Annotated in this window: 21 protein-coding genes and 1 pseudogene; 10 read left to right on the top strand and 12 right to left on the bottom strand. The window is 33.8% G+C overall.

What is annotated here, in order from left to right; translation table 11 throughout:
* Positions 1-57 precede the first annotated feature (57 nt).
* Positions 58-1125, top strand: a complete 1068-nt coding sequence (locus IMO47_RS12450) for a hypothetical protein (protein ID WP_196075831.1) — start codon at positions 58-60, stop codon at positions 1123-1125.
* Entirely contained in the window at positions 1106-1690 is a 585-nt protein-coding gene (locus tag IMO47_RS12445) for a hypothetical protein (protein WP_196075832.1), read from the top strand. The genes IMO47_RS12450 and IMO47_RS12445 overlap by 20 nt, the downstream gene beginning before the upstream one ends.
* A gap of 31 nt (positions 1691-1721) precedes the next feature.
* Here the strand turns inward: IMO47_RS12445 and IMO47_RS12440 are convergent, their stop codons facing one another.
* The 4 genes from IMO47_RS12440 to IMO47_RS12425 all read right to left on the bottom strand — a co-directional run bounded on the left by IMO47_RS12440 (position 1722) and on the right by IMO47_RS12425 (position 5403).
* Entirely contained in the window at positions 1722-1949 is a 228-nt protein-coding gene (locus IMO47_RS12440; RefSeq protein WP_196075833.1) for an AlpA family phage regulatory protein, read from the bottom strand.
* 81 nt (positions 1950-2030) lie between these two features.
* Positions 2031-2966, bottom strand: coding sequence for a hydrolase or metal-binding protein (locus IMO47_RS12435; RefSeq protein ID WP_196075834.1), 936 nt, complete (start codon positions 2964-2966; stop codon positions 2031-2033).
* Positions 2967-3075: 109 nt separating this feature from the next.
* Positions 3076-4137 carry a lambda-exonuclease family protein gene (locus IMO47_RS12430; protein WP_227552310.1) on the bottom strand — a complete coding sequence of 354 codons (1062 nt, stop codon included), beginning with the start codon at positions 4135-4137 and terminating at the stop codon, positions 3076-3078.
* A gap of 234 nt (positions 4138-4371) precedes the next feature.
* Positions 4372-5403, bottom strand: coding sequence for a DUF932 domain-containing protein (locus tag IMO47_RS12425; protein ID WP_196075835.1), 1032 nt, complete (start codon positions 5401-5403; stop codon positions 4372-4374).
* A gap of 321 nt (positions 5404-5724) precedes the next feature.
* Here IMO47_RS12425 and IMO47_RS19885 point away from each other — a divergent pair, with 321 nt between their 5' ends.
* Positions 5725-5856: a hypothetical protein gene (locus IMO47_RS19885; RefSeq protein ID WP_262455250.1), complete on the top strand. Its 132-nt coding sequence runs from the start codon at positions 5725-5727 to the stop codon at positions 5854-5856.
* Positions 5857-5947: 91 nt separating this feature from the next.
* Here IMO47_RS19885 and IMO47_RS12420 read toward each other — a convergent pair whose 3' ends face one another.
* Positions 5948-7063, bottom strand: a complete 1116-nt coding sequence (locus tag IMO47_RS12420) for a hypothetical protein (protein ID WP_196075836.1) — start codon at positions 7061-7063, stop codon at positions 5948-5950.
* Positions 7064-7655: 592 nt separating this feature from the next.
* Here IMO47_RS12420 and IMO47_RS12415 point away from each other — a divergent pair.
* The 5 genes from IMO47_RS12415 to IMO47_RS12400 all read left to right on the top strand — a co-directional run bounded on the left by IMO47_RS12415 (position 7656) and on the right by IMO47_RS12400 (position 9617).
* Positions 7656-7910: a hypothetical protein gene (locus IMO47_RS12415; RefSeq protein WP_151798676.1), complete on the top strand. Its 255-nt coding sequence runs from the start codon at positions 7656-7658 to the stop codon at positions 7908-7910.
* Between the two features lie 3 nt (positions 7911-7913).
* On the top strand, positions 7914-8045 hold the full coding sequence (locus tag IMO47_RS19880) for a hypothetical protein (RefSeq protein WP_265092642.1): 132 nt from the start codon (positions 7914-7916) through the stop codon (positions 8043-8045).
* Positions 8042-8266: a hypothetical protein gene (locus tag IMO47_RS12410; RefSeq protein ID WP_196075837.1), complete on the top strand. Its 225-nt coding sequence runs from the start codon at positions 8042-8044 to the stop codon at positions 8264-8266. Before IMO47_RS19880 ends, IMO47_RS12410 begins: the two co-directional genes overlap by 4 nt.
* Before the next feature lie 33 nt (positions 8267-8299).
* Positions 8300-8761: a hypothetical protein gene (locus tag IMO47_RS12405; protein ID WP_196075838.1), complete on the top strand. Its 462-nt coding sequence runs from the start codon at positions 8300-8302 to the stop codon at positions 8759-8761.
* Between the two features lie 262 nt (positions 8762-9023).
* Positions 9024-9617, top strand: a complete 594-nt coding sequence (locus tag IMO47_RS12400; protein ID WP_196075839.1) for a hypothetical protein — start codon at positions 9024-9026, stop codon at positions 9615-9617.
* 598 nt (positions 9618-10215) lie between these two features.
* Here the strand turns inward: IMO47_RS12400 and IMO47_RS12395 are convergent.
* Positions 10216-11085 (bottom strand): inovirus-type Gp2 protein, encoded by an 870-nt coding sequence (locus tag IMO47_RS12395; RefSeq protein ID WP_196075840.1) that lies wholly within the window; start codon positions 11083-11085, stop codon positions 10216-10218.
* Between the two features lie 640 nt (positions 11086-11725).
* Here IMO47_RS12395 and IMO47_RS12390 point away from each other — a divergent pair.
* Both IMO47_RS12390 and IMO47_RS12385 read left to right on the top strand, forming a co-directional pair.
* Entirely contained in the window at positions 11726-12700 is a 975-nt protein-coding gene (locus tag IMO47_RS12390) for a hypothetical protein (protein ID WP_196085098.1), read from the top strand.
* Between the two features lie 358 nt (positions 12701-13058).
* Positions 13059-13886 carry a TIGR02391 family protein gene (locus IMO47_RS12385; RefSeq protein ID WP_196077063.1) on the top strand — a complete coding sequence of 276 codons (828 nt, stop codon included), beginning with the start codon at positions 13059-13061 and terminating at the stop codon, positions 13884-13886.
* Positions 13887-14168: 282 nt separating this feature from the next.
* Here IMO47_RS12385 and IMO47_RS12380 read toward each other — a convergent pair whose 3' ends face one another.
* The 6 genes and pseudogenes from IMO47_RS12380 to IMO47_RS12360 form a co-directional block, all read right to left on the bottom strand.
* On the bottom strand, positions 14169-17306 hold the full coding sequence (locus IMO47_RS12380) for a type I restriction endonuclease subunit R (RefSeq protein WP_196077062.1): 3138 nt from the start codon (positions 17304-17306) through the stop codon (positions 14169-14171).
* Between the two features lies 1 nt (position 17307).
* Positions 17308-18597, bottom strand: a complete 1290-nt coding sequence (locus tag IMO47_RS12375; protein ID WP_196077061.1) for an AAA family ATPase — start codon at positions 18595-18597, stop codon at positions 17308-17310.
* Between the two features lies 1 nt (position 18598).
* A complete protein-coding gene (locus IMO47_RS12370) occupies positions 18599-19798 on the bottom strand; it encodes a restriction endonuclease subunit S (protein ID WP_196077060.1) in 1200 nt (399 codons plus the stop codon).
* Positions 19795-21354: a type I restriction-modification system subunit M gene (locus tag IMO47_RS12365; RefSeq protein WP_196077059.1), complete on the bottom strand. Its 1560-nt coding sequence runs from the start codon at positions 21352-21354 to the stop codon at positions 19795-19797. Before IMO47_RS12365 ends, IMO47_RS12370 begins: the two co-directional genes overlap by 4 nt.
* Positions 21355-21536: 182 nt before the next feature.
* Positions 21537-21692: pseudogene (locus IMO47_RS19670) on the bottom strand (AlpA family phage regulatory protein).
* A 137-nt stretch (positions 21693-21829) separates the two neighbouring features.
* Entirely contained in the window at positions 21830-23680 is a 1851-nt protein-coding gene (locus tag IMO47_RS12360; RefSeq protein WP_196077058.1) for a DUF262 domain-containing protein, read from the bottom strand.
* Positions 23681-23687: the final 7 nt, after the last annotated feature.

Raw genomic sequence — 23687 nt, 5'->3', positions numbered from 1 at the left:
TTAATATTTTATACTATTTTCAATAACATATTTTAAAACAAACAATAATGAGGCAACATGACAGCAAGTTCACGTAAAGTAGTTCATGATATAGCGTGTGCATTTTATAAAATTAGTTTTAAAAATGAAAAACTACCAAAGCAACCTCGTGGGAAATTTACTCACTTTTTTAGTGTAGAACAGGTTTTTAATTTTATTGCGAAAAACAACCATAAAGATTTAACAGTTTCATCCGTAAAAGGTCGCTATGTTTACTCAATCACTGAAATTACTAAAAAGGATAATACTTTATATTTATTGATTGAACGATCTGATAAAGAAAGCGAAGATGTAAGAATATTTAATAGACCAAAAGCAGAAACGAAATTAGTTCCATTTGAAGATGGAGACGAATTGCAAAAATTTTTCCATGTAGTCATCCAATTGGATCCAAAAAATAAAAATTCTGCATTGATGGTGCTTGAACAATATGCAGGTGGCACAGGGTTTACTTTGGGCTATATCATCACAAATATTTTACATAATTTACGCGAATCAAATATCCAACCTGATTTTTTTAAAGCTCCATATGGAGGTGGCGGAACAAATGAAGATGGTACTCCGCGTATGGTTGAGTTTGCCACAAAAGCTGAAGTAGATAATGTTTGTGGTTTATCAATTCTTGACAGAGCAGCACAAGGAAATTTACTTAGTATTAGTGCAATTGAAGAAAAAACACAAAAACAAATTGAAAATGATCCGTTGTTAACTATTGCAAAAAAAGAATTTAAATATATTCCAGATCGTGCAATCTTTTTAGATCAAAATGGGCAAGAACTAGAAAAAGGCTTACTTAGTGTAGCTTTTAATAGTGTCTTAAATAAAATTAAAAACGATGCATCTTTAGGTGAAAACTTATTCTACAGAGTTCGCTGTAAGGAAAAATCTCGCACTATGAGTATTGATATTAAGGGTGATTTTACTGAATCTGATTTTGGCGTAAAAATTGAATTTATTGAAAGCTTTGAACGTCAACCTGTGACGCAAAATGCAACTTCTGACCAAAAACTTTTTAGCAGAATGAATACAATATTATCTCGTCACAAAGGCTTGGACATATTACCTAATGATGGAACTAATTCTTAAGCCATTAGCGTATTTATATATTAAATGGGCGATTGATGACTTAAATGGACGAAATAAAAAGCCAATTTTTGATTGGCTTCTACCTATTTTATTCTCAATTCTCGTAACAATTTTTCTGTATCTAACATTAGATCTCAATTCATCTAAATTTAAAATTTTTTTTGAATCAAAGGGTTTTGAAGTTCTTGGTAACTTTATATTAGCGCTACCTGGCTTTTTATTCGCAGCATTGACAGCCGTAGTATCATTTGGCAACAAAGAGCTTGATATTACTGCAAAAGTTAATCCACCCATTAATAAAGATGGTCATGAAATTTCAAGAAGGCGGTATCTATCCAATGCCTTTTCATATCTAACTTTTTTGAGTCTAGCATTACTAATTGCCACAGTTTTCATAAATTACGCCTATAGCTCAAACATTTTAGATTTTGGATTTACCTATTATAAATGGGGTTATTTGTTAACTTCTTTAATCTATTTTACTTTTGTTTTTCAAATGCTTTTTATTCTTATAATTACACTGTATTACATTGGTGATAAAGTACATCAACCATCCAGTTATTAACAAAAAAATAAGGGAGCTTTCGCTCCCACAATTATCGGCTTTCTATTTTACCTTCAATCCATTGATTAACCTCCCAAGCCACCCAACCAATACGTGAATCACTTAAACGTACTGGTTTCGGGAATGTTGGATCATAATACTTAGAACTAGCATTGATCATTTCATAGATTTTTGCTCGGCTGATACTTGTGAACTGAATCACTTCTTTAATGTTAATTATTTGATTCATTTGAAAAGTTTGACCTGTGAACGCATTCATGATGTTTACTCCTGATCATTGATGCGAGCGCTACTGCTCAAATAACCCCAAGATCTGTAATTTTTTAAACTTTGAGCTCATTCAGTTCACCGCCCTCACACTTCCCTGCAATCCCTGCTGAATATACTGCACAAACCCATCCCCCTGATTGAGCTTAGGCTTAACTTTAGATTTTGACTCAGGTTGTGCTTGTTCAGACTCAGTAACTTCATCCGTATAAAACTCCTCCACCAAATCCAGACCCTCTTCAGAATTCACCTCAAATCGTGCATTACTAAAACACTGTCGAGCCATCTGATCTAAAGCATTTTGATTAAATCCAGATGCTTTACTTTGCTGATCAATCTCTTTTGCCATTTGAATGGCTTGTTGAAGATTGACACCATCTCGTAGAGTTAAGTCCACGTAATACACAGGTGTTCGATAGCTTTGTGTGGTGGACTTACCTCGTAGCGTCAATTGCAAAGGCAAACATGAAAGTAAACCATTCGATGCCGCATGGTAATAAGACAAGCGTGCTGCCAAAGTACGGATACTATTGAATCCTGTAGTCCTAAAAATAAACGTACCGAGTTCATCCGATTCATCTAAGTTGACATGCAATCTACCAAAAGGCTTACAGTTCCCTCCTTGTGCCAATGGGCATAAATCAGGGGATGGACATGGATGTTGTTCTACGCCTTGATTGGTTTGTCTTTGGCAAGTCTCACCATTGCCAATACATACGGGTCGTCCTGTTTGGCGATCAAATAAGGTGTACTCAGCTCTGAGATTAAGCTCAGGATCATTGAAGATCATTCGGACTGGAATTATTCTAAGTTTTTGGTTTTGATTTGGTGCTTTGGCTCGAAGTTGTTCATCCAGTGGATGTTTAATCCAGCCATCTTTTCCTTGGATTTGGCTGGTAATGGTAAATTGGTCATCCTTTTCAGGGAGTCGTTTACCATTCTTTTCAACAATTTTACCAATGCTGATTCTACCGAGTATGGGTGGTGTAATCGCTAAACCTTTAATCATGATATTTCTCTCTTTTGAATAAATTAATGAGACATAAAAAAATCCCATACACTCTGGCATGGGACTTTTAATTGTTTATTTCACTTCAAATTACTTAGGCTAAATTCCTTTAATCATCGTTTGTATAGATGTTGAAACGCCTAGAACCTTGTTTGTTTTGTGGAAATTGATTGAGATATTCAGGGTACTGTTTGAGTAATGCCTTGCTATCTAAGCTGATTGAGTCTTTAGACTTTTTCCACGTCACTGAACCTGTTTTAAAGGTCGCTCGTTCAGCCTGTTGCATCTTGACTTGTAGTTGATGTTTCATCAGATCGAATGTCTCTTGACCAGTTTCAATTTGATGGCGTGCTTGAATCAATTGCTCAAACTGTTGATTGGCTTGTTCATCTTCGGATAGGTCAGTGGTACTGAGTGGCACATGTTCAGGATAAAGCTGTTGTAAGGCTTTGGCTGCTGATTCAGATGCATCAGCATCAGGTGGCGTATCTTTTTCCACATATTCCCAGAAATGTCGTTCTGCATTGATGATATGTTGGATCACTGATTCTGAACGAGTCACTTTAAAGATTCGGGTTTCATGTCCACAAATCAGTACACAGATATGTGCTGCTTTCTTGCCTGTCACTGCCAGTTGATGTTGCACTTGGCAAAGTACATATAGCGGTACACCATCTCGCCAAAGCTTAGCACCATGTTCTCCAGCGGTTTTACATTCCAAGATTTGTACATCTGCGTCACCAACAACGGAGTAATCTAAGTTGGCTAACATAAAGTGTTTATCAGCTTCAGGATGTTGCAATACCGCATTGACTCGACGCACTTTGTAGTTGGTATGCATGCTGTAATATTCAGCCACCAACGGCTCGAGTCGTTTGCCCCAATAGAGAGGTGCATGCCCTTCACTTTCATCCTCAATATTCTGTTGGATGCGTCCTGTTTTAATCATCCACAGTTCCAACATCGACATATAAGGATTGAGTCCACAGGCTGCTGCACAATCGCTACTGCCAATACCTTGTTTTCTTACTTCAAGCCATTCGGCTTGGCTCATGTGTTTGGTATTCACTAAGCGTTTAGCGGAAAAGAATTTAGGGGCATTAAATGTTGTGGAGGTTGTTGATGGAAGTAATTGAGCAGATTGAGTCGTGATATTGACATGGTTATTCATATCTACATTCCTATTGAATTATATTTTGGGCATAAAAAAACCATATCCGTAGATATGGTTAAGTTTTGTTAGATGATGGATATGGAAGGCTTTTAATCAGAGCGTAAAAAATCAGGCATAAAAAAAACCACACTTGGCGTGTGGCTATAAAATAGGTATGTGCAACCGAGGGGTATTCGCACATACTCAGCATGTTTGATAAGATTATTATTCAATCTTAAACTTAAATGAAGCTTAAGCTAGCATTTTTAATGCTTGTTCCAAACCTCGCTGTTTTAAGCCTGCGCCTGCACCAAACCATGCTGAATCGAGCCGATGATCCTGACTCATTGCACGACGTTCATGATCACAAAATTCTGTAATAGAACACAATAAGCCATAAGCCGTATCTTTGGCTGAAGATAGTGTTGCTCCTCGCCCATGCCCATTAAACATGGTCATGACCTTAGACATTGCTCTTCGGTTCGGTTCAGTTTTATTCGCCTCTGCTTGATTAGCAACATTGCGATAGAACTGAATGATGCTTTCATCCTGTTCGGCAATACTCAAACTCGTATTATTAAATACCGCATCAAAGTAAGCAGCCGCTTCTTGTTGAGTCACTTTTCGTTGACTGAGTTGTTTCATTTCATACATGTGTTCATCCCATGCACGGATTGAAATACCTAATTGTTGCTTGACCTTTTCAGCATCAAACTTGGTACTGTGTGGGACTTTGACTACACCATGGCTTGAATCTTGTCCTTTCAGTGCAATGGCTAAGGTATTGTTACATACCACACGAATGGAAGTAAATTGTGCAGTAGTAGCGAGTGTTCCATCACAAGCCGTAGCTAATAGAATATAGCCATTGCTGACATCTTTACCTTTAAGTGCATTCGTTTGTCCAGTTCTCGCCAAAGCCCAGAATTTCTTACCACCTTTTAGTACGCCTGCTGTTTCCAGTTCAAAGCCAGATTGTTCTGTTAAGTCTTTGTAGAAATGTAGAATCTCTTGAGGTTGTACTTCCTGAAAGCGTTGACTAACCACAGACAAAGGTGCATGGGTATCTGAACGATAAAGTACCCGTTGTTCTTCAAATGGCATGATGATACTTTGCCCACGATCATTCTGTGCCATATAACTGACATTTGAAGATTCAATTCGCCAATCCATACCTGCCTGTTGTGCCCAAACCGCTATGGGTTGGTTCTGCGTCAGTTGGTTGCCTAAACCATGCCAAGGCGTTTGTCCAACATATGCCATTTGTTCAATTTGATGTGCCATAAGAATTTTCCTATTCGTCATTTAATTGTTTAGATCCTCTATCCAAATTTGGGCATAAAAAAGGCTTGCGCAAAGAGCAAGCCGAAATTGTGATTCACCATATTTAGATTCAAATCAATTGATTCACTTAGATGATATATATTTGAAATTATTTGAAATAATCTTAAACCAGTTCTGCTATTTGTATTTTAGTGTTGGGTTTAAAAATCTTATTTTACAACTGATTAAAAAATAATCTTTTTGGTGATTTTAAGGGCAATATCGATTTTTTAGGTAAATAATAATGTGCTTGTCAAATACTCAATACATAAGGAGAGAATGATGACAAAGACAGCAAATGATCAACGTTCAACAGTAAAAAATCCGAATAATGATCAATTTAAACAAGCTCAAGATAATCGTGCTAATCAACTCAATCCAAATCATCGACCAACAAAATCAAATAGAGGATAAAGAAATGAGTAAAGCGGGTTTTCCGAGCACTACAGGCAATCCATCAGGCGGCGGACGTGATAACAATCCCCCACGAAGTAAATAGTCAATTTTAGCAATCCTGCGATATCAATTCGGAAGGCCAGATATGTTTGCCTTCCGAAGGGTATTGATTTAAAAAAGCGCCCCATATCATTATAAACTCTTCCGATAAGGCTAAATCACTTACACTAGCTGTCTTTTTAATGTGCTCGTAATAAAAATTTTGCCAATAATAAATTAACCATAAACCACTAATTGCATTGATACTTTCAAACCATTTTTCTTCTGGGAGCTCATTTTTTAGAAATAAGTGGTTTTCCCAACATACTTGCTCATAAATTTCATCGTTATGAAATTCACCATAGGGTAGCCCTATGAACTTATATACTTCATCCAAATAACATTGCCTTTGGTTTTCTCTCATTTTTTTTAAAAGTGTTCTAAATTTTTTGACTTGTTGATCATCTGTTTCTGGATCTAACCATTGATCAAACTTTCGAAGTTCAGGAATTTTTTTTAAGATGTCTACTTTTTGCCCCTTATTCGCTTCAAATTTAGCATTGATTTCACGAATAAATACCAAAAGATCAGTAAATGTTTTGGATGGGTAATAAGGTTTTCCCTTTTTAAACTTAAATTTCAATGCTTGGTTCATACAAATGGATTTGAATGTCCATTTTCTTGATATTAAATGATCTAGGTGAAGTAAAATTAAGAGGATATTGATACCAGGATTTCTCAGCATCGGAATAGAGATAAACTCTTTTAAAACTTCATTAAAATTGAAATTATCTATAAAAAAAATCTTTAATTTATTTGCATATTCCTCTGAAAATCCATTTCTTTCTAATTGTGAGAATAAATTAATGTGCTCATTCCAATAAGAAAAGTCTTCATTTTTAATTGGATATAGCCCTAAAATTTTTAAACAATATGAAAAAGGATAATAGCTCTCCTCCAATACTAATGCTGTGGCTGAATTAATTACAGTTTTTCCTGTTTGTGAACCTTGATGTTGTTTAGGGGGAATAATTTTTTCAGCAAATTCAGATTTAATTTTGATTATTGCAATTTCTTCATTTTTAAAACTTAACTTGGCAAACTTTTTTTCAATCGACACTATTTTTTTAGCTAGGTCCTTATCTAAATTTTTAATGATTGAATAGTTGAACGACAATAAGTCCATAAAAGACCCTATCTTTTAAATGCCAAGAGTAATTTAAAAAGCTTACCCATATTTTTTTTACTTCACCACTCCGGATGATTCATATTGATTTAACTCGCTTTTCAATTATGATTGATTGACTAAGTCTATCCTTAATTCTATCATTCAACTGCTGACCTACATTGTCAGTCGGTTTTAGCAGACCGTTTACCCAAAGCACGCTAAAAAGTTTAACTTTTTGGTGGGCTACCCTGCGTCTCCCCCTCTGCGGCGGAACGGGAGGGGGACACCTTCGGGTGTGCTGATCTTTTTGGGTATCAGTCTGCTAACCCCTTTTCGTTTCGCCACCATTATTTAGCAGTAATTTGGTGAAACTTCTTTATACCCAAAGGAGTCATTACCATGACTAAATCTTATCTATCTTTACTCTTTTCTCTAAAGCTCTATCGGCTATTGCCCTGCCTTTGGTATAACAGCTAGTTTTTCATTCAACAGACATTCAATCTAAAGACTTATTTGTCCTTGGAATAGGACACCTTTGTCTTTGCATTTTGTCATGCTGTTGAAATGATCAATTCCAAAATAAGCAATAACAATAAATTAGGGGGGAATGATGAAAATTCAAACTTCAATTTTAATCATTGGTTGTTCACTCATAACACTCGGTTGTGCCAGTAAAGCTGAACGAGAGTTTCTTGGAGGTTGCCAATCTACAGGGATGGAGCGATCCGCCTGCAAATGTGTCTATCAAAAACTAGAGGCTAAGTACGGAGAGGAAGGTTTTAAAAATAATCTTTACACCCTCAGCCAGACTGAAGCCTTTCAAAACGATATGGTGCAAACCAGTTTGCAATGTATGAGAGAGTAAGCGATGAGAGTTATTGCTGGAATCATCTGTATTGTTGCAGTCATTTGCTTTCTGGGTCTGCCATTCATCGGCATGATGATTGTTTTTGGTTTGTTTTACTTACTTGCTCAATATGCATTTGGTGGAAATAAATGAATACATCTATTACTTCTTGGTTAATCCGTTCTTATTTGATTATCGGTTTACTGTTTGCAATTTATCAAAACTTTTGGGGTCAACATAGCTATAAATCATTTGCCTATCACTTAGGGCAAGGCGTGATTTGGCCAGCAGTCATGTTCCCATCTGTGGGTAAATTCATTGGTGGAATACTTATTCTTGTAATCATCGGTGGCTTAGTGCTTCGCTCTAAATAAATTCTAATCTAAAAATATTCAAAGGATCTTCTCATGAAAAAATTCACATTAATGGCATTCATACTGTGCATGTATTCCACATCTCAAGCAGCACCTAACGTCTGGCAAAATGGATTTGCACAAGGGTTTAGCTATTATTTACTCAAAAATAGTCAAAATCAGAAATTGACTATTTCATGTAATACGGGTGCAGGACCAGACACCGAGCACTCTGTACAGCTTGAAACCGGAAATAAAGCGTATGCAAGCTTTAATAAGCGATCATCTTTTAGCTTTATCATTGATGGAAAGGCATTTGATGCACCTTCTGAAACACGAACTAGGCTTAACGGCAATGATTGGGATAAATTTATCGCTCACGTAGGAAAAGCCAAAAAAGTTGAGGTTTTTATAAACAATAAAAAAATGGCTGCTTTCATGCCTAAAAATGCAAATAGAGCGTTTTCTAAAGAGTTGATTGAGGCATGTACTTCACTGCAATTCTCGAATTTCTAATCGTTGCGCTCGTTCCATTACTACTTAGATACATGATCAAAAAAATAAACATGCCTAGGCTTAAAAACCTAGGTTCCACTTTCCAATAAAGGTAAAGAATCATCCAAGCTAAAGCCTTCGATAGCGTGAAGCATAAAACGACTTAGTAACATTAGCATGGTAATGAAATGTTTATTTTATTCATGATCTATAGCGGATTATTTTTAATCTAAATCAGTGGTATCGATGCGCATAGTTAACAAAATATCAAAAGGATAATTACATGAAAAATCATCTGCAACTTATCTTCAATGTGATCATTATTATTGCCCTAGCTGGAATAGCTTATCTTGTATGGAATCAATCTAAGCAATCACCAATCAGCAGCAACGTTCCATCAGATATTAATCCTGATCAAATACACGCTTCGCAAGCTGGAACAATGACTGCCCACCAACCAGACATGCCAGAAGATACTCATGAGGATTCTCTAAATCAACCAGAAATGACTGAGAATATTCAACCCAATACAAACTCACCAATAAAAGTTCAATCTTGTGGTGCAGATGAATACAGTGCTGATTGTGAGAATCGAAAGGTACCTCGTCTTTATTTCATGTACAGCATGAGCCCTAAAAATCCTGCATGGGTCGAATTTATCACTTTAGGTAAACCTATTGGATATCCAGATATCTTGATTGAGGAAGTACAAATAACATCTAAAGATGGTCATTCCTGTATGGTCGATTCATGGGGGCCAGAAGGTGAAACTATAACTGACAGCGACATAAACGTTTTAATCACCCCTGCTTGTCCTGAAAAGCAAATTAAACATGTTGACTTAAAAATTGATGGGAAACTCTATCGATTCGTTTAATTTTAAAATCAAAAAATCAAGATTTCTACTAAAATAAACCGATGTTTCGAAAAACATCGGTTTTTTTTGATTCTCTTCATCAATCGTTTTTACTTTAGAAAATAAGAACAAAGCTCAAATATATGCATGATAAACTGATAGTCATCTATCAAATCTATTTAAAAGCCATGACGATCATCTGCCAAATTCATGTATTAAAACTGCGATGGCAAGATTCACAATAGAACTTTATTACAATTCCAGATTCTGAAGTACTATGTTTCAATTCAAGTAAATAATTAATCAAGCCACTTAATATCACCTCTGCCAATTTCAACATCCAAGGCGATAACGGTGAACCAGATGAAAGCCGCTTCATGATCATGGTTGCTAAGCCAAGCTTTGAGATGGATGTCTTATTTGAAAATAAATGAATGACTTGCTGCTGATGAGAAACAAATATTCGGTGTACTTGAGTAGACTGGCAATATGGACAACATGTTGGCATACAAAACATCTCCAATGAAAAATATGAAAGGGTTTATTTCTATAAACCCTCATTTACAATCACATAGATCGTGATCTTCATGTAGATGATGTATGACTCAGTTTTCTTTTATTATCCGAATGTACGCATACGTTTTTTACACTTCACACGTAGATGCTGGTTTTCTTTTTCAGGTCGAACTAAATATTTGATCGTGTTTAACATATTATTCACTTGATCTTGATCTTTACGATAAATCATCCCTATACCTAAAGTATCTCGATCAGAGAATTGCTGAAGATACTTAGGATCATGACAATTAAAATAATTCCCTTTACCGCTGGTGATATTTCCCCATATGTCACCTACTCGTTTGGCGATACCATAAGCTTTCTGACGCTCATGTCCTTTGTAGACCAATAATAAATGGCAGTGGTAGCCTTTATCCTTACCCTGTTCTAATGCCCATGCATATTCAATTAAACCCTCAAATATTCTATCTTTATCACGTAATCTAGTACGTAATACTCGCATATCCTCATTAAATTCTTGAATACCAACTTGGTCTTGATGTTTAAGAGGATAAGCTAAATCTACACGAACCACTAAAATACGTGAATAATGATCAGTAACCCTCTCCATACGTTCAACTAAATTCTTCGTATTTACAGATTCACTATATTGATGATCACGTAATTGACGTAAATGCCTGCGATGGTGCTTTTTAAATCTTTCTTTAATTCCAGTAAAAGAAACTCGTTTTAATTGATCATATAAAGACTGCCAGTTATTTAGATCTCTATCAAAATCGATCAGCAATTCAATTAAAGCATCCACACAAGTAGAGTAATAGAAATCAGGATTATATATTTTATCGAGTTGAAAAATTAAATCAGTGAGTTTTCTGAAGAACTGGCGCGGTTCTCGGGATCTATTTACGACATCATCCACAAAGTCTTCGATTTCGATAAGGGTCCTAGATTCATTAACTTGATTATTCATGTTACACCTATGAGAATTTAATTCATAGGAATACACAGAGTGTATTTTTTATCTAGTAATGATAATAAAAATTCTATTTAACTAGCTTTATTAATTTAAATAATATTAAAAACCCTCAAGAAATAAATATTAAAAGCTATAAGGGCATTAGAAAAATTTAAAAAAATAAAGCAATAATTATCCCAATAAAAAAATAAATTCTCATCTTATTAAAATCTAACCAAAAGTTAAAATAAATATACTTACAATTAAAAACTTCCACCCCATAAAAAGCAATAATTTGAAATGTGTACATTAAAAAACATTAAATATTTAATTTAATCAGAATAAATTAGAACTCTTGCACAATTAGGTTTTTTTGATCATCTTTACCTTATGTAACACCTTATAAATCAAAGATCATTTTTGATCAAATTTCAATCTTTACAAGAGTTCTATTGTGGCAACTGAAATTCTATAAGCTGAAATGTCTAAAAACATAAGAAAAATTATGGAAATTGAATAGATTTAAGATAAAGCTTATATATATTTCAATACCTATCATACGATATAACTCAATATTCAACACTTAAAAAACACTGAAAATATGTATATAATCACTACATAATTTCTACTACTTTTACTACACAAGGAATCGCAGATGCCTGGCTTTGATGAGGATATTCATGAAGTTCAAAAAACAGACGTTAATGTAAATAATAGTCTAGATACTGTTGAAGAAATATTAGATGAAGAATTTCTAAAATCATTTGAAATCACTCTAGAAGGATATTCAGATGAAGACCTTATCTGGATTTCCATAGATTTTTTAAATTTTAAAGAGAACCTTAAACATGGACTAAAAAAAAATTATCATGAAATTAATGATTTGAGACATTTTTCAAATTTCTCAGATTTAAAAAACAATCTAATAGACCAAATAAAAAAATTAAAATCAAAAGAAAATATTAATAACTTCCTTAAAGAAATTAAGAATAGTAAAAATAGAGTCTCACAAACATTAATAGAAATAAAAGAAAATAAAAGATTGTGTATTTTTATATTCAATTACATAAAAAACTCGAATTCTGATTTTTTAAAATTTGAATACTACCCAAACATATATCTCTATCTAGTACATTGGTATTTCACAGATAGAAACAATGAATACAGGAAAAATCATAAGATTAATAATGCTATAAAATATTTTACTGATAATATTATTTTAAAAGGAGAAAAATACTCCAAAAAAGTCAAAGATAATAATTTCGTTGATTGGGTATATTTATACTTAAAAAGAATTGACGATAATTTTAAAAGGGTAAATTACATACCAACATGTGAAAATAATTATCAATTATTAATAACAACGTATCTAGACTATTTATACTTCCATAATAAGGTTCAACATGAAAATGCAATCAATAAACTTAATAAGGCATGGAGTCAGAAAAAATTTAGGGATGGGGGAAAAGTAAAAACACCCCACCATCTCCCTCTCACAAAAAAGACAAAAGAAAAACTTAAAAAGCTATCGGCTTTCAAAGATATGTCAGAATCTGATATGTTAGAAGAGATAATAGACCAAATTTTTCTTAAAGAAATGTGCGATGAAAATGGAAAGCTAAAGTACTAGTGTTCATATTTTTTTGTATTAATTTTTTTGGGGGTATAATTGGGGGTAAGGATAAAAATTCCTATATATTTTTATAAATTATTTCAATAATATAAATTAAAAAGATGGCTCCCTCTTTCACCGCCATTTTCAATTCTTACAATATCTCATGATGTCTTTAAAAGCTTAAATCCAAAGGGTTTAGGCTTTTTTATGTTTAAAAAAAGATTTTAATGATGTGTCTCTATAAAAATATTGAGCAACTTCTAAATGCTTTTTTCCCCAAATAAAATTATATCTTAATTATTCAAAATTATAGATTTTTACTTATTTATACTCCATCATTCACTCTACCACTGATAAAAAGAAATGATAAACTATGTTTCAAACTAAAAATTATTATCACATTGAGTATTTAGGAGAGGTTGGTATAACACAAACCTGCTTGTTGAGCCTTTATAACCTACTACAAACTCATTCTGATCTTTCCTATGCTTTACTTCTGACTTCTGATCAAACCCACGCATTAATCCTCAAGGATCAGTTTGAAAGTTATTATATTATCCGTTCAGGATTTACATCTGGTTACTCAGGCGAAGGACCAAAAGGATTAGCGACAGCTTTAACTATATTAAATAAACATGAAGTCGAAACTGAGGAAATTCTAATTTCATCAAAAATAATGAATAAACTGAATAGTTCAACGCTCAGTGATGAAGATATTGATTTAATTTTTAAGCAAAGAATTATTCGTCCTATACGATTACACGACTATATCTATCCTTTTAGCAATGAGGTTTCAACAACTTTTAACCTAAAGCGTTATTATCCTCTTGAACTACCCTACTCAATCATTGATGACAGAATTTTTGATTTAGCTTTGCTTTTTAAAAACGATCCCGATTCTGCACTGATAAAAGCATATAAGCGCTTAGAAGATATTGTAAGAACAAGAACAGGACTAAATGAACACAGTAGTAAATTATTCTCTCAAGCTTTTGCAGCACCTAATGCCCCTCTTACTTGGGATTTACCAGACAAATCTGAAATCATAGGTCGTGCAAACTTGTTTATTGGTGCATACCAAGCTTTTAGAAATGCACGTACACACAGAGAAAAACCTCAAGAAAATTTAGTCCATCAATATCGTGAATTTTTATTGATTAATGAACTGTATCTGCTCGAAACAGAAGCAAAAAATATATAGCTCGAATAAATAAAAGGTCTTTTGAATGAAATTCTTTCAGGTAATGATGGTTTTAGAAATCATGTGTGCTTAATTATGTGAATATTAAAAAAATTAAACGATCCAAATACTCAGAAGTATTTACTTAACTCCGAAAATCAAGATAGATTAATATTTCTTGTGAACTAAATGATCGAGTAAACAGATTAATTTCATCAATATATAGAAGTAACAAAGATTCTATGAGATTTACAGTCTATAGAATCCTATTTTTTTATACGAGACTGAAAAACTGAGTGAAGTTTAAATATTTACCCCCACTCCTTTAAATTTTTCGACCAATGTAGCAATTTTTTTGAAAATGCTTTGCTTTTTGATCAAATACTGAGGATTCAATGGGCTCATCTTCGGTAGAATCGCATTTAGTTCAGTACCATTCTCACTTGCAAATTCTTTCTTCAACGAATTTGCGATATAGCGTTTAGCAGCATCCTCATTCAAGTTTTCATCACTTATTAATGCCTGCACTTCACGCTGTTGTTCTACTTGAGCGAAAGTATAAAAGGTATCCATCACACTCGCTTTATCATCAATCTTATCTAGATCAGTTTGATTAATAAAATCAACGATTAAACTTTCTTTAGATCGATTACCTAGGCTAGCACGAATCACTCGACGCATATCCTCAACCAAAGTTGCCTTATCTTTCACTTTTTTATTATTTTCAAAAATTAGCTCTAAAATGTAATCTAGATTGATCTCTTGTGATTTCAATAAATCAACTTCAAAAACTACATCATCCCAATCAATGATCGACTTTTCTTTTTGTTCAGCAGTTTTTTCTCTACGCAACCAATCACGTATATCATTATAACTAGACCGATAATCTTGAATTTTCCGTTCAGCTGGTATTTGAATCGATTGCAGTTTAAATAAATCTTCATCACTTAAATAATACTTATGCTTAAATGCTTCTACTGCCTCAGCATCATTCATATCCACCGTTTCAAGTTCTTTTAAACTTGCAAACTCATCGTAGTTTTGAAGAACATTTTCAACACGTAAATATTCACCAAATAATTTTGCAAAAGCTTTTTTATCTGATTCTTTAAAAATCTCATCAGGATTTGGGAAATGTTGCTCTAAATCTCTTACAATATCAACAAATCCTCGCCGTGCCTCACCAGTCAATACATCGGTGAAGCCCTCCATATATTCCTTATAGCTTTTTTCCAATACTACATTTTTGGTATTGTTATCACCAAACAAGGTAATAGCATCAATAGTTGCTTGTTCTAAATCACGGAAGGTAACAATATTACCAAATGTTTTAGTTGCATCAAAAATACGGTTTGTACGTGAATAAGCTTGCATTAAACCGTGGTAGCGTAAGTTTTTATCTACAAACAAAGTGTTGAGTGTAGGTGCATCAAAACCAGTGAGAAACATACCTACTACGATTAGAAGATCGACTGTTTCATTAACAGGTAGCCTTTTCCCATGAGAATCTTCACCTTTTACACGCATTGCTAAGTCACGGTAATAGTTTTGGAATCCTTTATTATCAACACTAAAGTTAGTTTTAAATAATGTGTTATAGTCTAAAATTGCCGAACTTAAAAACTCTTTTGCACTGCTATTCATGGCTGAAACATCAAAACTTTCATCCTGAATATCACCTACAGCATCTTGTTCCTCATTCGCTGTAAATGAAAAAATAGTCGCTATTTTTAAAGGCTTATCAATGCTTTCCTGCAAATTTTTAAGTGCTTCATAGTATAACTTTGCAGCATCGACACTACTTACCGCAAACATAGCATTGAAGCCCTTACTATTCGCCTGTAGTCGATGAGTTTTTTGTCGAAAATTATTTAAGATGTACTGACTAATCTCACGAATACGATCAGGATGTAATAAAGCTTGTTTGTTTTCATACGCACTCAGCTTTTTCTCATCTCGCTCGGTTTCAATTGATTTAAATTGTGGACGCACATCGTTATAGTCCACCTTAAACTTCAACACTTTCTCATCTCTAATTGCATCTGTAATCACATACGAATGCAACTCTCGACCAAATACACTAGCCGTATCTTCTGCACCTAAAGCATTCTTTCCAGCAAAAATTGGAGTACCAGTAAAACCAAATTGGTAAAACTTTTTGAATTTTTTCTTTAAGTTTTTTTGTGCTTCACCAAACTGACTGCGATGGCACTCATCAAATATAAAGACCACTTGCTTATTGTAAATTAACAAGTCACTTTCTGTTTTCATTAAGTTGTTTAATTTTTGAATCGTCGTAACAATAATTTTATTATCATCTTTATCCAAATTTCGTTTTAAGCCCGCAGTACTGTCAGAACCATTAACACTATCAGGGGAAAAACGTTGATACTCTTTCATAGTCTGATAGTCGAGATCTTTACGATCCACGACAAAGAATACTTTATCAATATAATCCAACTCGGTTGCCAAACGTGCGGCTTTAAAACTAGTCAAAGTTTTACCTGAACCTGTTGTATGCCAAATAAAGCCACCGCTTTCGGTTTTGCTCCAGTTTTTAGCTTCAAATGAGCTTTTAACTTTCCACAAGATACGTTCAGTTGCTGCGATCTGATAAGGACGCATCACGAGTAAATTATCGCTCACATCAAATACAGAATAATTGAGCAATACATTTAGTAGAGTATTTTTTTGGAAGAAAGTTGCTGTAAAGTCTTTTAAATCTTTGATGAGCTTGTTATCTGACTTCGCCCAGTTCATTGTAAAATCAAAAGTATTTTTATTACGTGCTGTTGTATTGGCAAAATATCGTGTATCAGTTCCATTAGAAATAACAAAAAGCTGTAAATACTTATAAAGCGAGTTATCACTGTTGAAACTTTCTTTACTATAACGATGTACCTGATTAAAGGCTTCTCGTATAGCGATACCACGTTTTTTTAACTCAATCTGCACTAAAGGTAAGCCATTGACCAAAATAGTCACGTCATAACGATTAGCATGACTACCCTTTTGTTCAAACTGCTTTATCACCTGTACTTTATTACGAGCAATGTTTTTTTTATCTAAGAGGTAAATGTTTTGAATACGCCCATCGTCAAAGACAAAATCATGGATATAGTCATCGTGAATTTTTCGTGTTTTATCTACAATGCTGTCGCTTGATTTATCTAAATAAGTTTCAACAAAACGTGACCACTCACTGTCTAAGAATTTTAAATTATTCAATACTTGTAATTGCTCTCGCACATTATTCAACATGGCTTGAGCATTATTTAAAGTGGGTAAAAATTCATAGCCCTGATTCACTAAATCCTGAATAAGCTCATGCTCTAAATCGCTTTCACTTTGGTAGCCATCTGCGATCTGCCGACCTTTACTGTATTTATCTAAAACAATAAAGCTATTTGATTCTGCAATAGTTTTTTTTTGCTCTAACATTCTATTTTTTCTCCCCCATAAAACCATACGTTGTAGTCAAAAACTTAACCAACTCGGTAAGCTTATCTTTATCTTTATCTTCTATATCAGTCATCTCTTCACCAGAATGAGCAGAGTGACTTGAGAGATTTAGAATTCTGTTTGCAAATGGATCTGGATTCCCATCATCTGTTTTCTGAAGAAGGTATTCCCAATGGGTATATCCTAGAAATGTTGCTGTTTTCTCTAAAATATTCCTTAGAAAATTAAAATGATATTTCTTGATTTGCTTTTCACTTATGGACTTTCTAAGTTCATCTAATAAGAATAAATGATAAGAAAAAGGATGGTCATTAGATGTGATTAGCTCAAAAGTCTCATCAGCCATTTTATTTAGTCTGTATTTTTGTGATTGTCCACGCTTATAAAGCCAAGTTGGCGTTCCATTCTCAATCGGATTTTTAAGATCGTTATTTAATTCATTATATAAAACATTATAAAAGAGTGGGCTATGTGTCGTAATAATAAACTTTAGTCCCTTACCCTCTGTATAATCACTATTTTTTATTAATTTCGCCAAATCAACAGCTAATTCAATCAGGTGAGAATCATCTAGAGAACTCACTGGATCATCAATAAATATATATTCCAACTGATTAAATTTATCAGTAATTCTATTTGTTATATCACGCTCATTAAGTGTTGATATCGCCTGCTCTAAAAGAGTGTACATAACACTCCAAACGAAGTTGCTCTCCTCGCCTTTAGAGATTTTTATCCTTTCATATTGCCCTTCAACTACTGCATGATCATCAACTATAGCAATAGCATTTATTTCTTTTGGCTTAACCGCTATATTAAAAAAAACTTCAGAATATGCAGGAACAGTGATTTCTATTAATTTTCCGCTATGATCTTTATGTTTATATTTATACTCCTCATTAAATTCTGGTGTAATCTTCTTACCGTTGTATCGTTGAAAATTGGTAACTATATTACCCTCTTCCCCCAAGTCCTTAAGCAATAAAATTAACCAATTAGTAAATGTATTCGGTTGGATTTTCAACTTGAGCTCAACATCGCCTTCCAAATCATTATCCCAATAAAATAGGTCTTCAGTAAAGGCGTTGTAGTATAAAATTTTATTTCGTGGAAGCTCATACTCTTCACTCTCCGCACTTTTAGGGGCAATCAACTCTTTAAATTCCCTTGAAAGGCGTGTTTTCCCCGTGCCATTAAAAGCATAAATTAACTGCACTTTTTTATCATTATTTCTTAGTTCATGAGCGATTTCCATAAGTGACTTGCTCATTTTATACAACTACCTCTGTATGGTTTTTTGGAAAACTCAACAATAAATCACGATAATATTCATATTGCTGTTGGCGAAGCTCAATTTCACCCAGTAATCCCTCGCTAGTAGAGTTTATTAACGCATCAAACTTATCAAGAATAGTAACAATTCGTTTTTTTTCATTAAGTGATGGATTTGGAATACGGATACTCTCTAAATTCTTTTTATTAAGCTTAGGTTGAGCAGCACCCGATATATATGGCGTTAGATCAATACTATTCAAATAATACTCAACATACCTACGTTCAGCATAAGTATCAAATTTAAGTACATGAGCATGATTATTCACCCATGTCTTACCACTAATGCTAAATGCAATAGGTGTATTTCGAGCTAATAAATTTGCACCATCTTCAGAAACCAGTAGAAAATCTCCATCAAAAATATAGTTTTTAACGTAGTCAACAATCCCAGATGCTCCATAATAAGGAATATCTCCTACATCCCTTAAACCACTCGTTATTGGCTTTCTTTTGGAATCAAGATTTTCTGCTAACTCCCCCAATACCTTCCACTCAACCTGCCCATATTCAAAATTTAACAAATGGTCACGATAATAGTTGTATTGTTTTTTTCTTATGTTTAGCTCGGCGGTCAACTCAGCGGTTATAGCACTAAATGCATCTAAAATTCGAACAATTTCAGCCTGAATTTCAAGAGATTTTTTAGGATTTTCAGGACATGGAATGGCTATTTTAAATTTCCTAAAACCATCCATATCTACAGAAGCAAAACTCGACATGGTTGTATTTTTTTTGCACCAATCTGCCAATAAGAAACAGTAGTAAAAAATAAACTTCATATCAAAAACTTTTGCATAACTATCTTTCAAACTTAAGTTAGTAAACCTTTGATTCGCCAAATATGGAACAGTAATTAAAGCATGTTCACCAATGGTTGCCGATGTTGAAATTATGATGGAATTAGCAGGAAATAATTTGCCACTCTTCACAGCACTTTCTGAGATCTTTTGTAATGAGTCATCAAGGATTTGACCCTTCTCCCGGATGTCATCCATCCTAAACCAAGGAATAGAGCCATTTTCCCAAAGTTCTTTTTTCGATGTAGATGGCGTATAGCCATTTTTTAAATGAAATATTTCTGAAACTGCCTTCCATTCAACCTCAACACCATCTAACAAGTTCTCTAAAAAATTCATGCCACATCCCCACCTTCAATTTCGGCCACAATTGCATCAATCTCTTTACGAAGCTGATCAATTTTAGTGACGATAGTTTTTATCTCGCTATTCAGCTGGGTAATATTCACGACTTCACGGTTGTCTTTGGCTTCTACATAACTACTAACTGATAGATTATATTCTTTCTCATTTACTATTTCTTCGTATGCTACAGATTTAGCAAAATGCTTTACATCCGCTTTGCTGTCAAACACATGCATAATCTGTTCAATGTGTTTGTCAGTCAAAATGTTACTGTTAGTTTCTTTCTTAAATAAACCACTCGCATCAATAAACTGAGTCGTATTGTCAGTTTTATGTTTAGATAGCACCAAAATATTCACAGCAATCGTTGTTCCATAAAACAGATTCGGTGCAAGTGAAATTACAGTTTCTACATAGTTATTATCGACTAAATATTGACGAATTTTTTGCTCAGCACCTCCACGATAAAAAATCCCAGGGAAGCAGACAATCGCTGCACGACCTTTACTTGAAAGATAACTTAAAGCATGTAATACAAAAGCAAAATCAGCTTTTGACTTAGGTGCAAGTACTCCTGCTGGAGCAAAACGATCATCATTAATTAAAGTCGGATCATCTGTACCAATCCATTTCACCGAATAAGGTGGATTAGAGACAATTGCATCAAAAGGCTTGCCATCACCAAAATGTGGAGCAGTTAAAGTATTGCCGAGTTGTATATTAAACTTATCATAGTTAATGTTATGCAAAAACATGTTCATACGTGCCAAGTTATAGGTTGTATGATTGATTTCTTGACCAAAAAAACCATCTTCAATAACATGTTGATCAAAATGCTTTTTGGCTTGAAGGAGCAATGAACCCGAACCACAAGCAGGATCATAAATTTTATTTACTTTAGTTTGTTTATGCATTGCAAGTTGTGCAATTAACTTAGATACATGCTGCGGTGTAAAAAATTCACCACCTGATTTACCTGCGTTTGCGGCATAGTTAGAAATCAAAAACTCATAAGCATCACCAAACAAATCAATTTGGCTATCTTGAAAATCATCACTAAAATCCAATTCAGCTACACCTTTGAGTACAGCAGCTAAACGTATATTTTTATCTTTGACTGTATTACCTAAACGATTACTAGTAGTATCAAAGTCAGCAAATAAACCTTTGATATCTTTCTCAGATGGGTAGCCATTTGCAGAACTTTCAATAGCAGAGAAAATAGCTGCTAAATCTGTATTCAGGTTTTCATTATTATTAGAATTTTTTTCGATATTGTTAAACAGTTGACTTGGAGCAATGAAATAACCTTTTGTTTTTATTGCATCATCTTTAATTTCAGCTGTGATAACACTATCAGGTAACTCAGCATATTTGATGCTATCATCACCACCCTCAATATAATTAGCAAAGTTTTCGCTGATGAAACGGTAGAACAATGTACCCAGTACATATTGTTTAAAATCCCAGCCATCAACTGCACCACGTACATCGTTGGCGATCTGCCATATTTGGCGTTGCAATGCTGCACGTTGTTGGGTACTGGTCATTTATAAATCCAAAAATAATCTTCAAAGTTAAATCGAATATTACCTTAAATTGAGTTAAGTAAACACAATAAGCACTGCTATCACCACCTATTCTCCAATTCTAATTCCTAATCAAAATAAAAAAACTTTCGCTCCCACAATTATCGGCTTTCTATTTTACCTTCAATCCATTGATGAACTTCCTAAGCCACCCAACCAATACGTGATTCACTTAAACGTACTGTTTTCAGGAATGTTGGATCATAATACTTAGAACTAGCATTAAGCATTTCATAAATTTTTGCTCAACTAATGCTTGTGAATTGAATAACCTCTTTGATGTTAATAATTTGATACATCTAAAATATTAGACATGTGAATCCATTAATGAAGTTTAATCTGAATCGTTTTTTAAGTAGTTAAGCGATAAGGGCAAGTGTAATCCATTCAGATTGCCGACTTCACTTATTACCCTTATCATCTTAATCTTTAATATTTATGCATCTACTATATCTTTGTGTCCTACTAAAAATTGATATTGATCAAGTCGCTGATCATTAAATCGCCACACATCTAACGCAAGATCTAACATGATCTGTTGACGAGCCGTAATCGCTTGTTTTGACCAACTTTCAAACATGTAGTTTTTGCTATTTTTAAAACGAGTAATTGCCGTCTGTTTACCAATATTATATTGGTGATCTAACAAATTAACAGTCAACAAATTAGATTTTGCATATTCTTGCTGTTTCTGCTCAAACCAATTGGTTGTTAGGTCATTCATTTTATTTATGGCTTGGTTAATAACACTTTCAAGTAAAGTCACGTTGCCTAACTTATAAATGGTATTGTTGTATTCAGCCTTATCCAAGAACTCTTCTGGCAACATATTATCTTTTGGTGTTTGTGGGAAAATGTGCTCTATTTCTAATTGCCCGATTTGCTTAAAGTTAAACTCGGATAGTCCTGCTTGAGTACGTGCCTGATTTTCTAACAAACCTAAAATAAAACGCTGACGATACTGAGGATTATAACCATCATGACGGATATTTAAGAATTTGAATTTCAGGCTCTCTAAGCGATCTAGTACATACGGTACAATGGTTTTTTCTACAGCTTGTTGAATTTCTTCTATGGTTGTTTTGCCACGGAATGAAACCACCCAATTGGCAAATGAGTGTTCATTACTTTTACCTAAAATGCCCACTGTATTCGTGACAAAGTAAAAGCTTTCTATTTGCTGAGCCAAATAATCAATCGCTTGTTTATCTGCTTTTTTTGATAAAGCCAGCAATATCACTAAATGTTGTCTAGATTTATATTTATTTAAAAAACCAATATTTGTGACATGTGGATAGTCACTACCGTCAGCTAATCTTTTGGTTGCATTCACTAAGCCCGAATAACGCTGTGCCATAAATTCAATTTCTTGAACCAATGCAATAGGTTGTTGTTCATATTTCAAAATTGCTTTACCAGGAGCTGAGATAATCCATTTATAAATATCATCTTCTCGCAGAATCCCATTATGATAACGTGCCATCATGAAGTAACGGAGGAACCGTAATGGATTTTCATCTTCCCCACAGCTTTGTAAAGCATCATTAATCTTTTTCCATGTTTCTTTAATGGTATTAAATTGGCTTTCATTGGCTTGACTAAATAATAGATTTTTTACCAAATCCATTGCATTTAAGCTTGCACCACGTTGGTTGATAGTTTCAAAAATTTTTAATGCACTTCCGACATCTTCAGATTCAATTAATACTAGATCAATTTTACTCATAAAATAGCGTGCAAATTTGGTTAAAGCAGGCACACCTTTTTGCAAAATATTTTGAAGGTAAGTGTAAATTTGATTATAAGCAGCACGCATTTTTTGAATGGATGCAGTATTTTCACCCTCATATTTTTCTTTCAGAATGAGTGTATCTAGAAAATTCTTACTTTCTTCGTATTGTAGTTCAAGGCGAAGTAGATGCTTTTCAGTGTCTAAATCAAAACTATACAGCAAGTTGTTTACAGTGCTTAAATGGTTTTTTTGTAACTCAGTTAGCTCTTGATTGGATAGTAAATCTCGAATTGCACACAAGGTTAGTGTGATAGTTGTCAGACGCTGCTGACCATCAATTACGTCATACTTATTTTTATTTTTAACAATGATTATTGACCCAATAAAATAGCTTTCTTGTTGCTCAACATCTTCATCATATTCATTATCAATATCTGTTAAAAATTGTTCAACCTGATCATCAGCTTTCCAAACATATTCACGTTGATAATCAGGTACCAAAAAAAAATAGTCCTTTAATTTTTCAATCGATTTTACTTGTGCATCAATTTTCATATTCACC

This window comes from Acinetobacter sp. Res13-Abat-PEC15-P4-01, from assembly GCF_015676285.1.
Lineage (GTDB): Bacteria > Pseudomonadota > Gammaproteobacteria > Pseudomonadales > Moraxellaceae > Acinetobacter > Acinetobacter nematophilus.
This window is presented reverse-complemented; position numbering and strand designations above follow the sequence as displayed.

Bases quoted from the DNA above. Each gene is read 5' to 3' on its own strand.
- IMO47_RS12390 (WP_196085098.1), top strand. From the start codon at position 11,726: ATGCCTGGCTTTGATGAGGATATTCATGAAGTTCAAAAAACAGACGTT.
- IMO47_RS12410 (WP_196075837.1), top strand. From the start codon at position 8,042: ATGAATACATCTATTACTTCTTGGTTAATCCGTTCTTATTTGATTATC.
- IMO47_RS12420 (WP_196075836.1), bottom strand. From the start codon at position 7,063: ATGGACTTATTGTCGTTCAACTATTCAATCATTAAAAATTTAGATAAG.
- IMO47_RS12435 (WP_196075834.1), bottom strand. From the start codon at position 2,966: ATGATTAAAGGTTTAGCGATTACACCACCCATACTCGGTAGAATCAGC.
- IMO47_RS12365 (WP_196077059.1), bottom strand. From the start codon at position 21,354: ATGACCAGTACCCAACAACGTGCAGCATTGCAACGCCAAATATGGCAG.
- IMO47_RS12380 (WP_196077062.1), bottom strand. From the start codon at position 17,306: ATGTTAGAGCAAAAAAAAACTATTGCAGAATCAAATAGCTTTATTGTT.
- IMO47_RS12395 (WP_196075840.1), bottom strand. From the start codon at position 11,085: ATGAATAATCAAGTTAATGAATCTAGGACCCTTATCGAAATCGAAGAC.
- IMO47_RS12445 (WP_196075832.1), top strand. From the start codon at position 1,106: ATGATGGAACTAATTCTTAAGCCATTAGCGTATTTATATATTAAATGG.
- IMO47_RS12430 (WP_227552310.1), bottom strand. From the start codon at position 4,137: ATGAATAACCATGTCAATATCACGACTCAATCTGCTCAATTACTTCCA.
- IMO47_RS12370 (WP_196077060.1), bottom strand. From the start codon at position 19,798: ATGAATTTTTTAGAGAACTTGTTAGATGGTGTTGAGGTTGAATGGAAG.
- IMO47_RS19880 (WP_265092642.1), top strand. From the start codon at position 7,914: ATGAGAGTTATTGCTGGAATCATCTGTATTGTTGCAGTCATTTGCTTT.
- IMO47_RS12450 (WP_196075831.1), top strand. From the start codon at position 58: ATGACAGCAAGTTCACGTAAAGTAGTTCATGATATAGCGTGTGCATTT.
- IMO47_RS12405 (WP_196075838.1), top strand. From the start codon at position 8,300: ATGAAAAAATTCACATTAATGGCATTCATACTGTGCATGTATTCCACA.
- IMO47_RS19885 (WP_262455250.1), top strand. From the start codon at position 5,725: ATGACAAAGACAGCAAATGATCAACGTTCAACAGTAAAAAATCCGAAT.
- IMO47_RS12385 (WP_196077063.1), top strand. From the start codon at position 13,059: ATGTTTCAAACTAAAAATTATTATCACATTGAGTATTTAGGAGAGGTT.
- IMO47_RS12415 (WP_151798676.1), top strand. From the start codon at position 7,656: ATGAAAATTCAAACTTCAATTTTAATCATTGGTTGTTCACTCATAACA.
- IMO47_RS12425 (WP_196075835.1), bottom strand. From the start codon at position 5,403: ATGGCACATCAAATTGAACAAATGGCATATGTTGGACAAACGCCTTGG.
- IMO47_RS12440 (WP_196075833.1), bottom strand. From the start codon at position 1,949: ATGAATGCGTTCACAGGTCAAACTTTTCAAATGAATCAAATAATTAAC.
- IMO47_RS12400 (WP_196075839.1), top strand. From the start codon at position 9,024: ATGAAAAATCATCTGCAACTTATCTTCAATGTGATCATTATTATTGCC.
- IMO47_RS12375 (WP_196077061.1), bottom strand. From the start codon at position 18,597: ATGAGCAAGTCACTTATGGAAATCGCTCATGAACTAAGAAATAATGAT.
- IMO47_RS12360 (WP_196077058.1), bottom strand. From the start codon at position 23,680: ATGAAAATTGATGCACAAGTAAAATCGATTGAAAAATTAAAGGACTAT.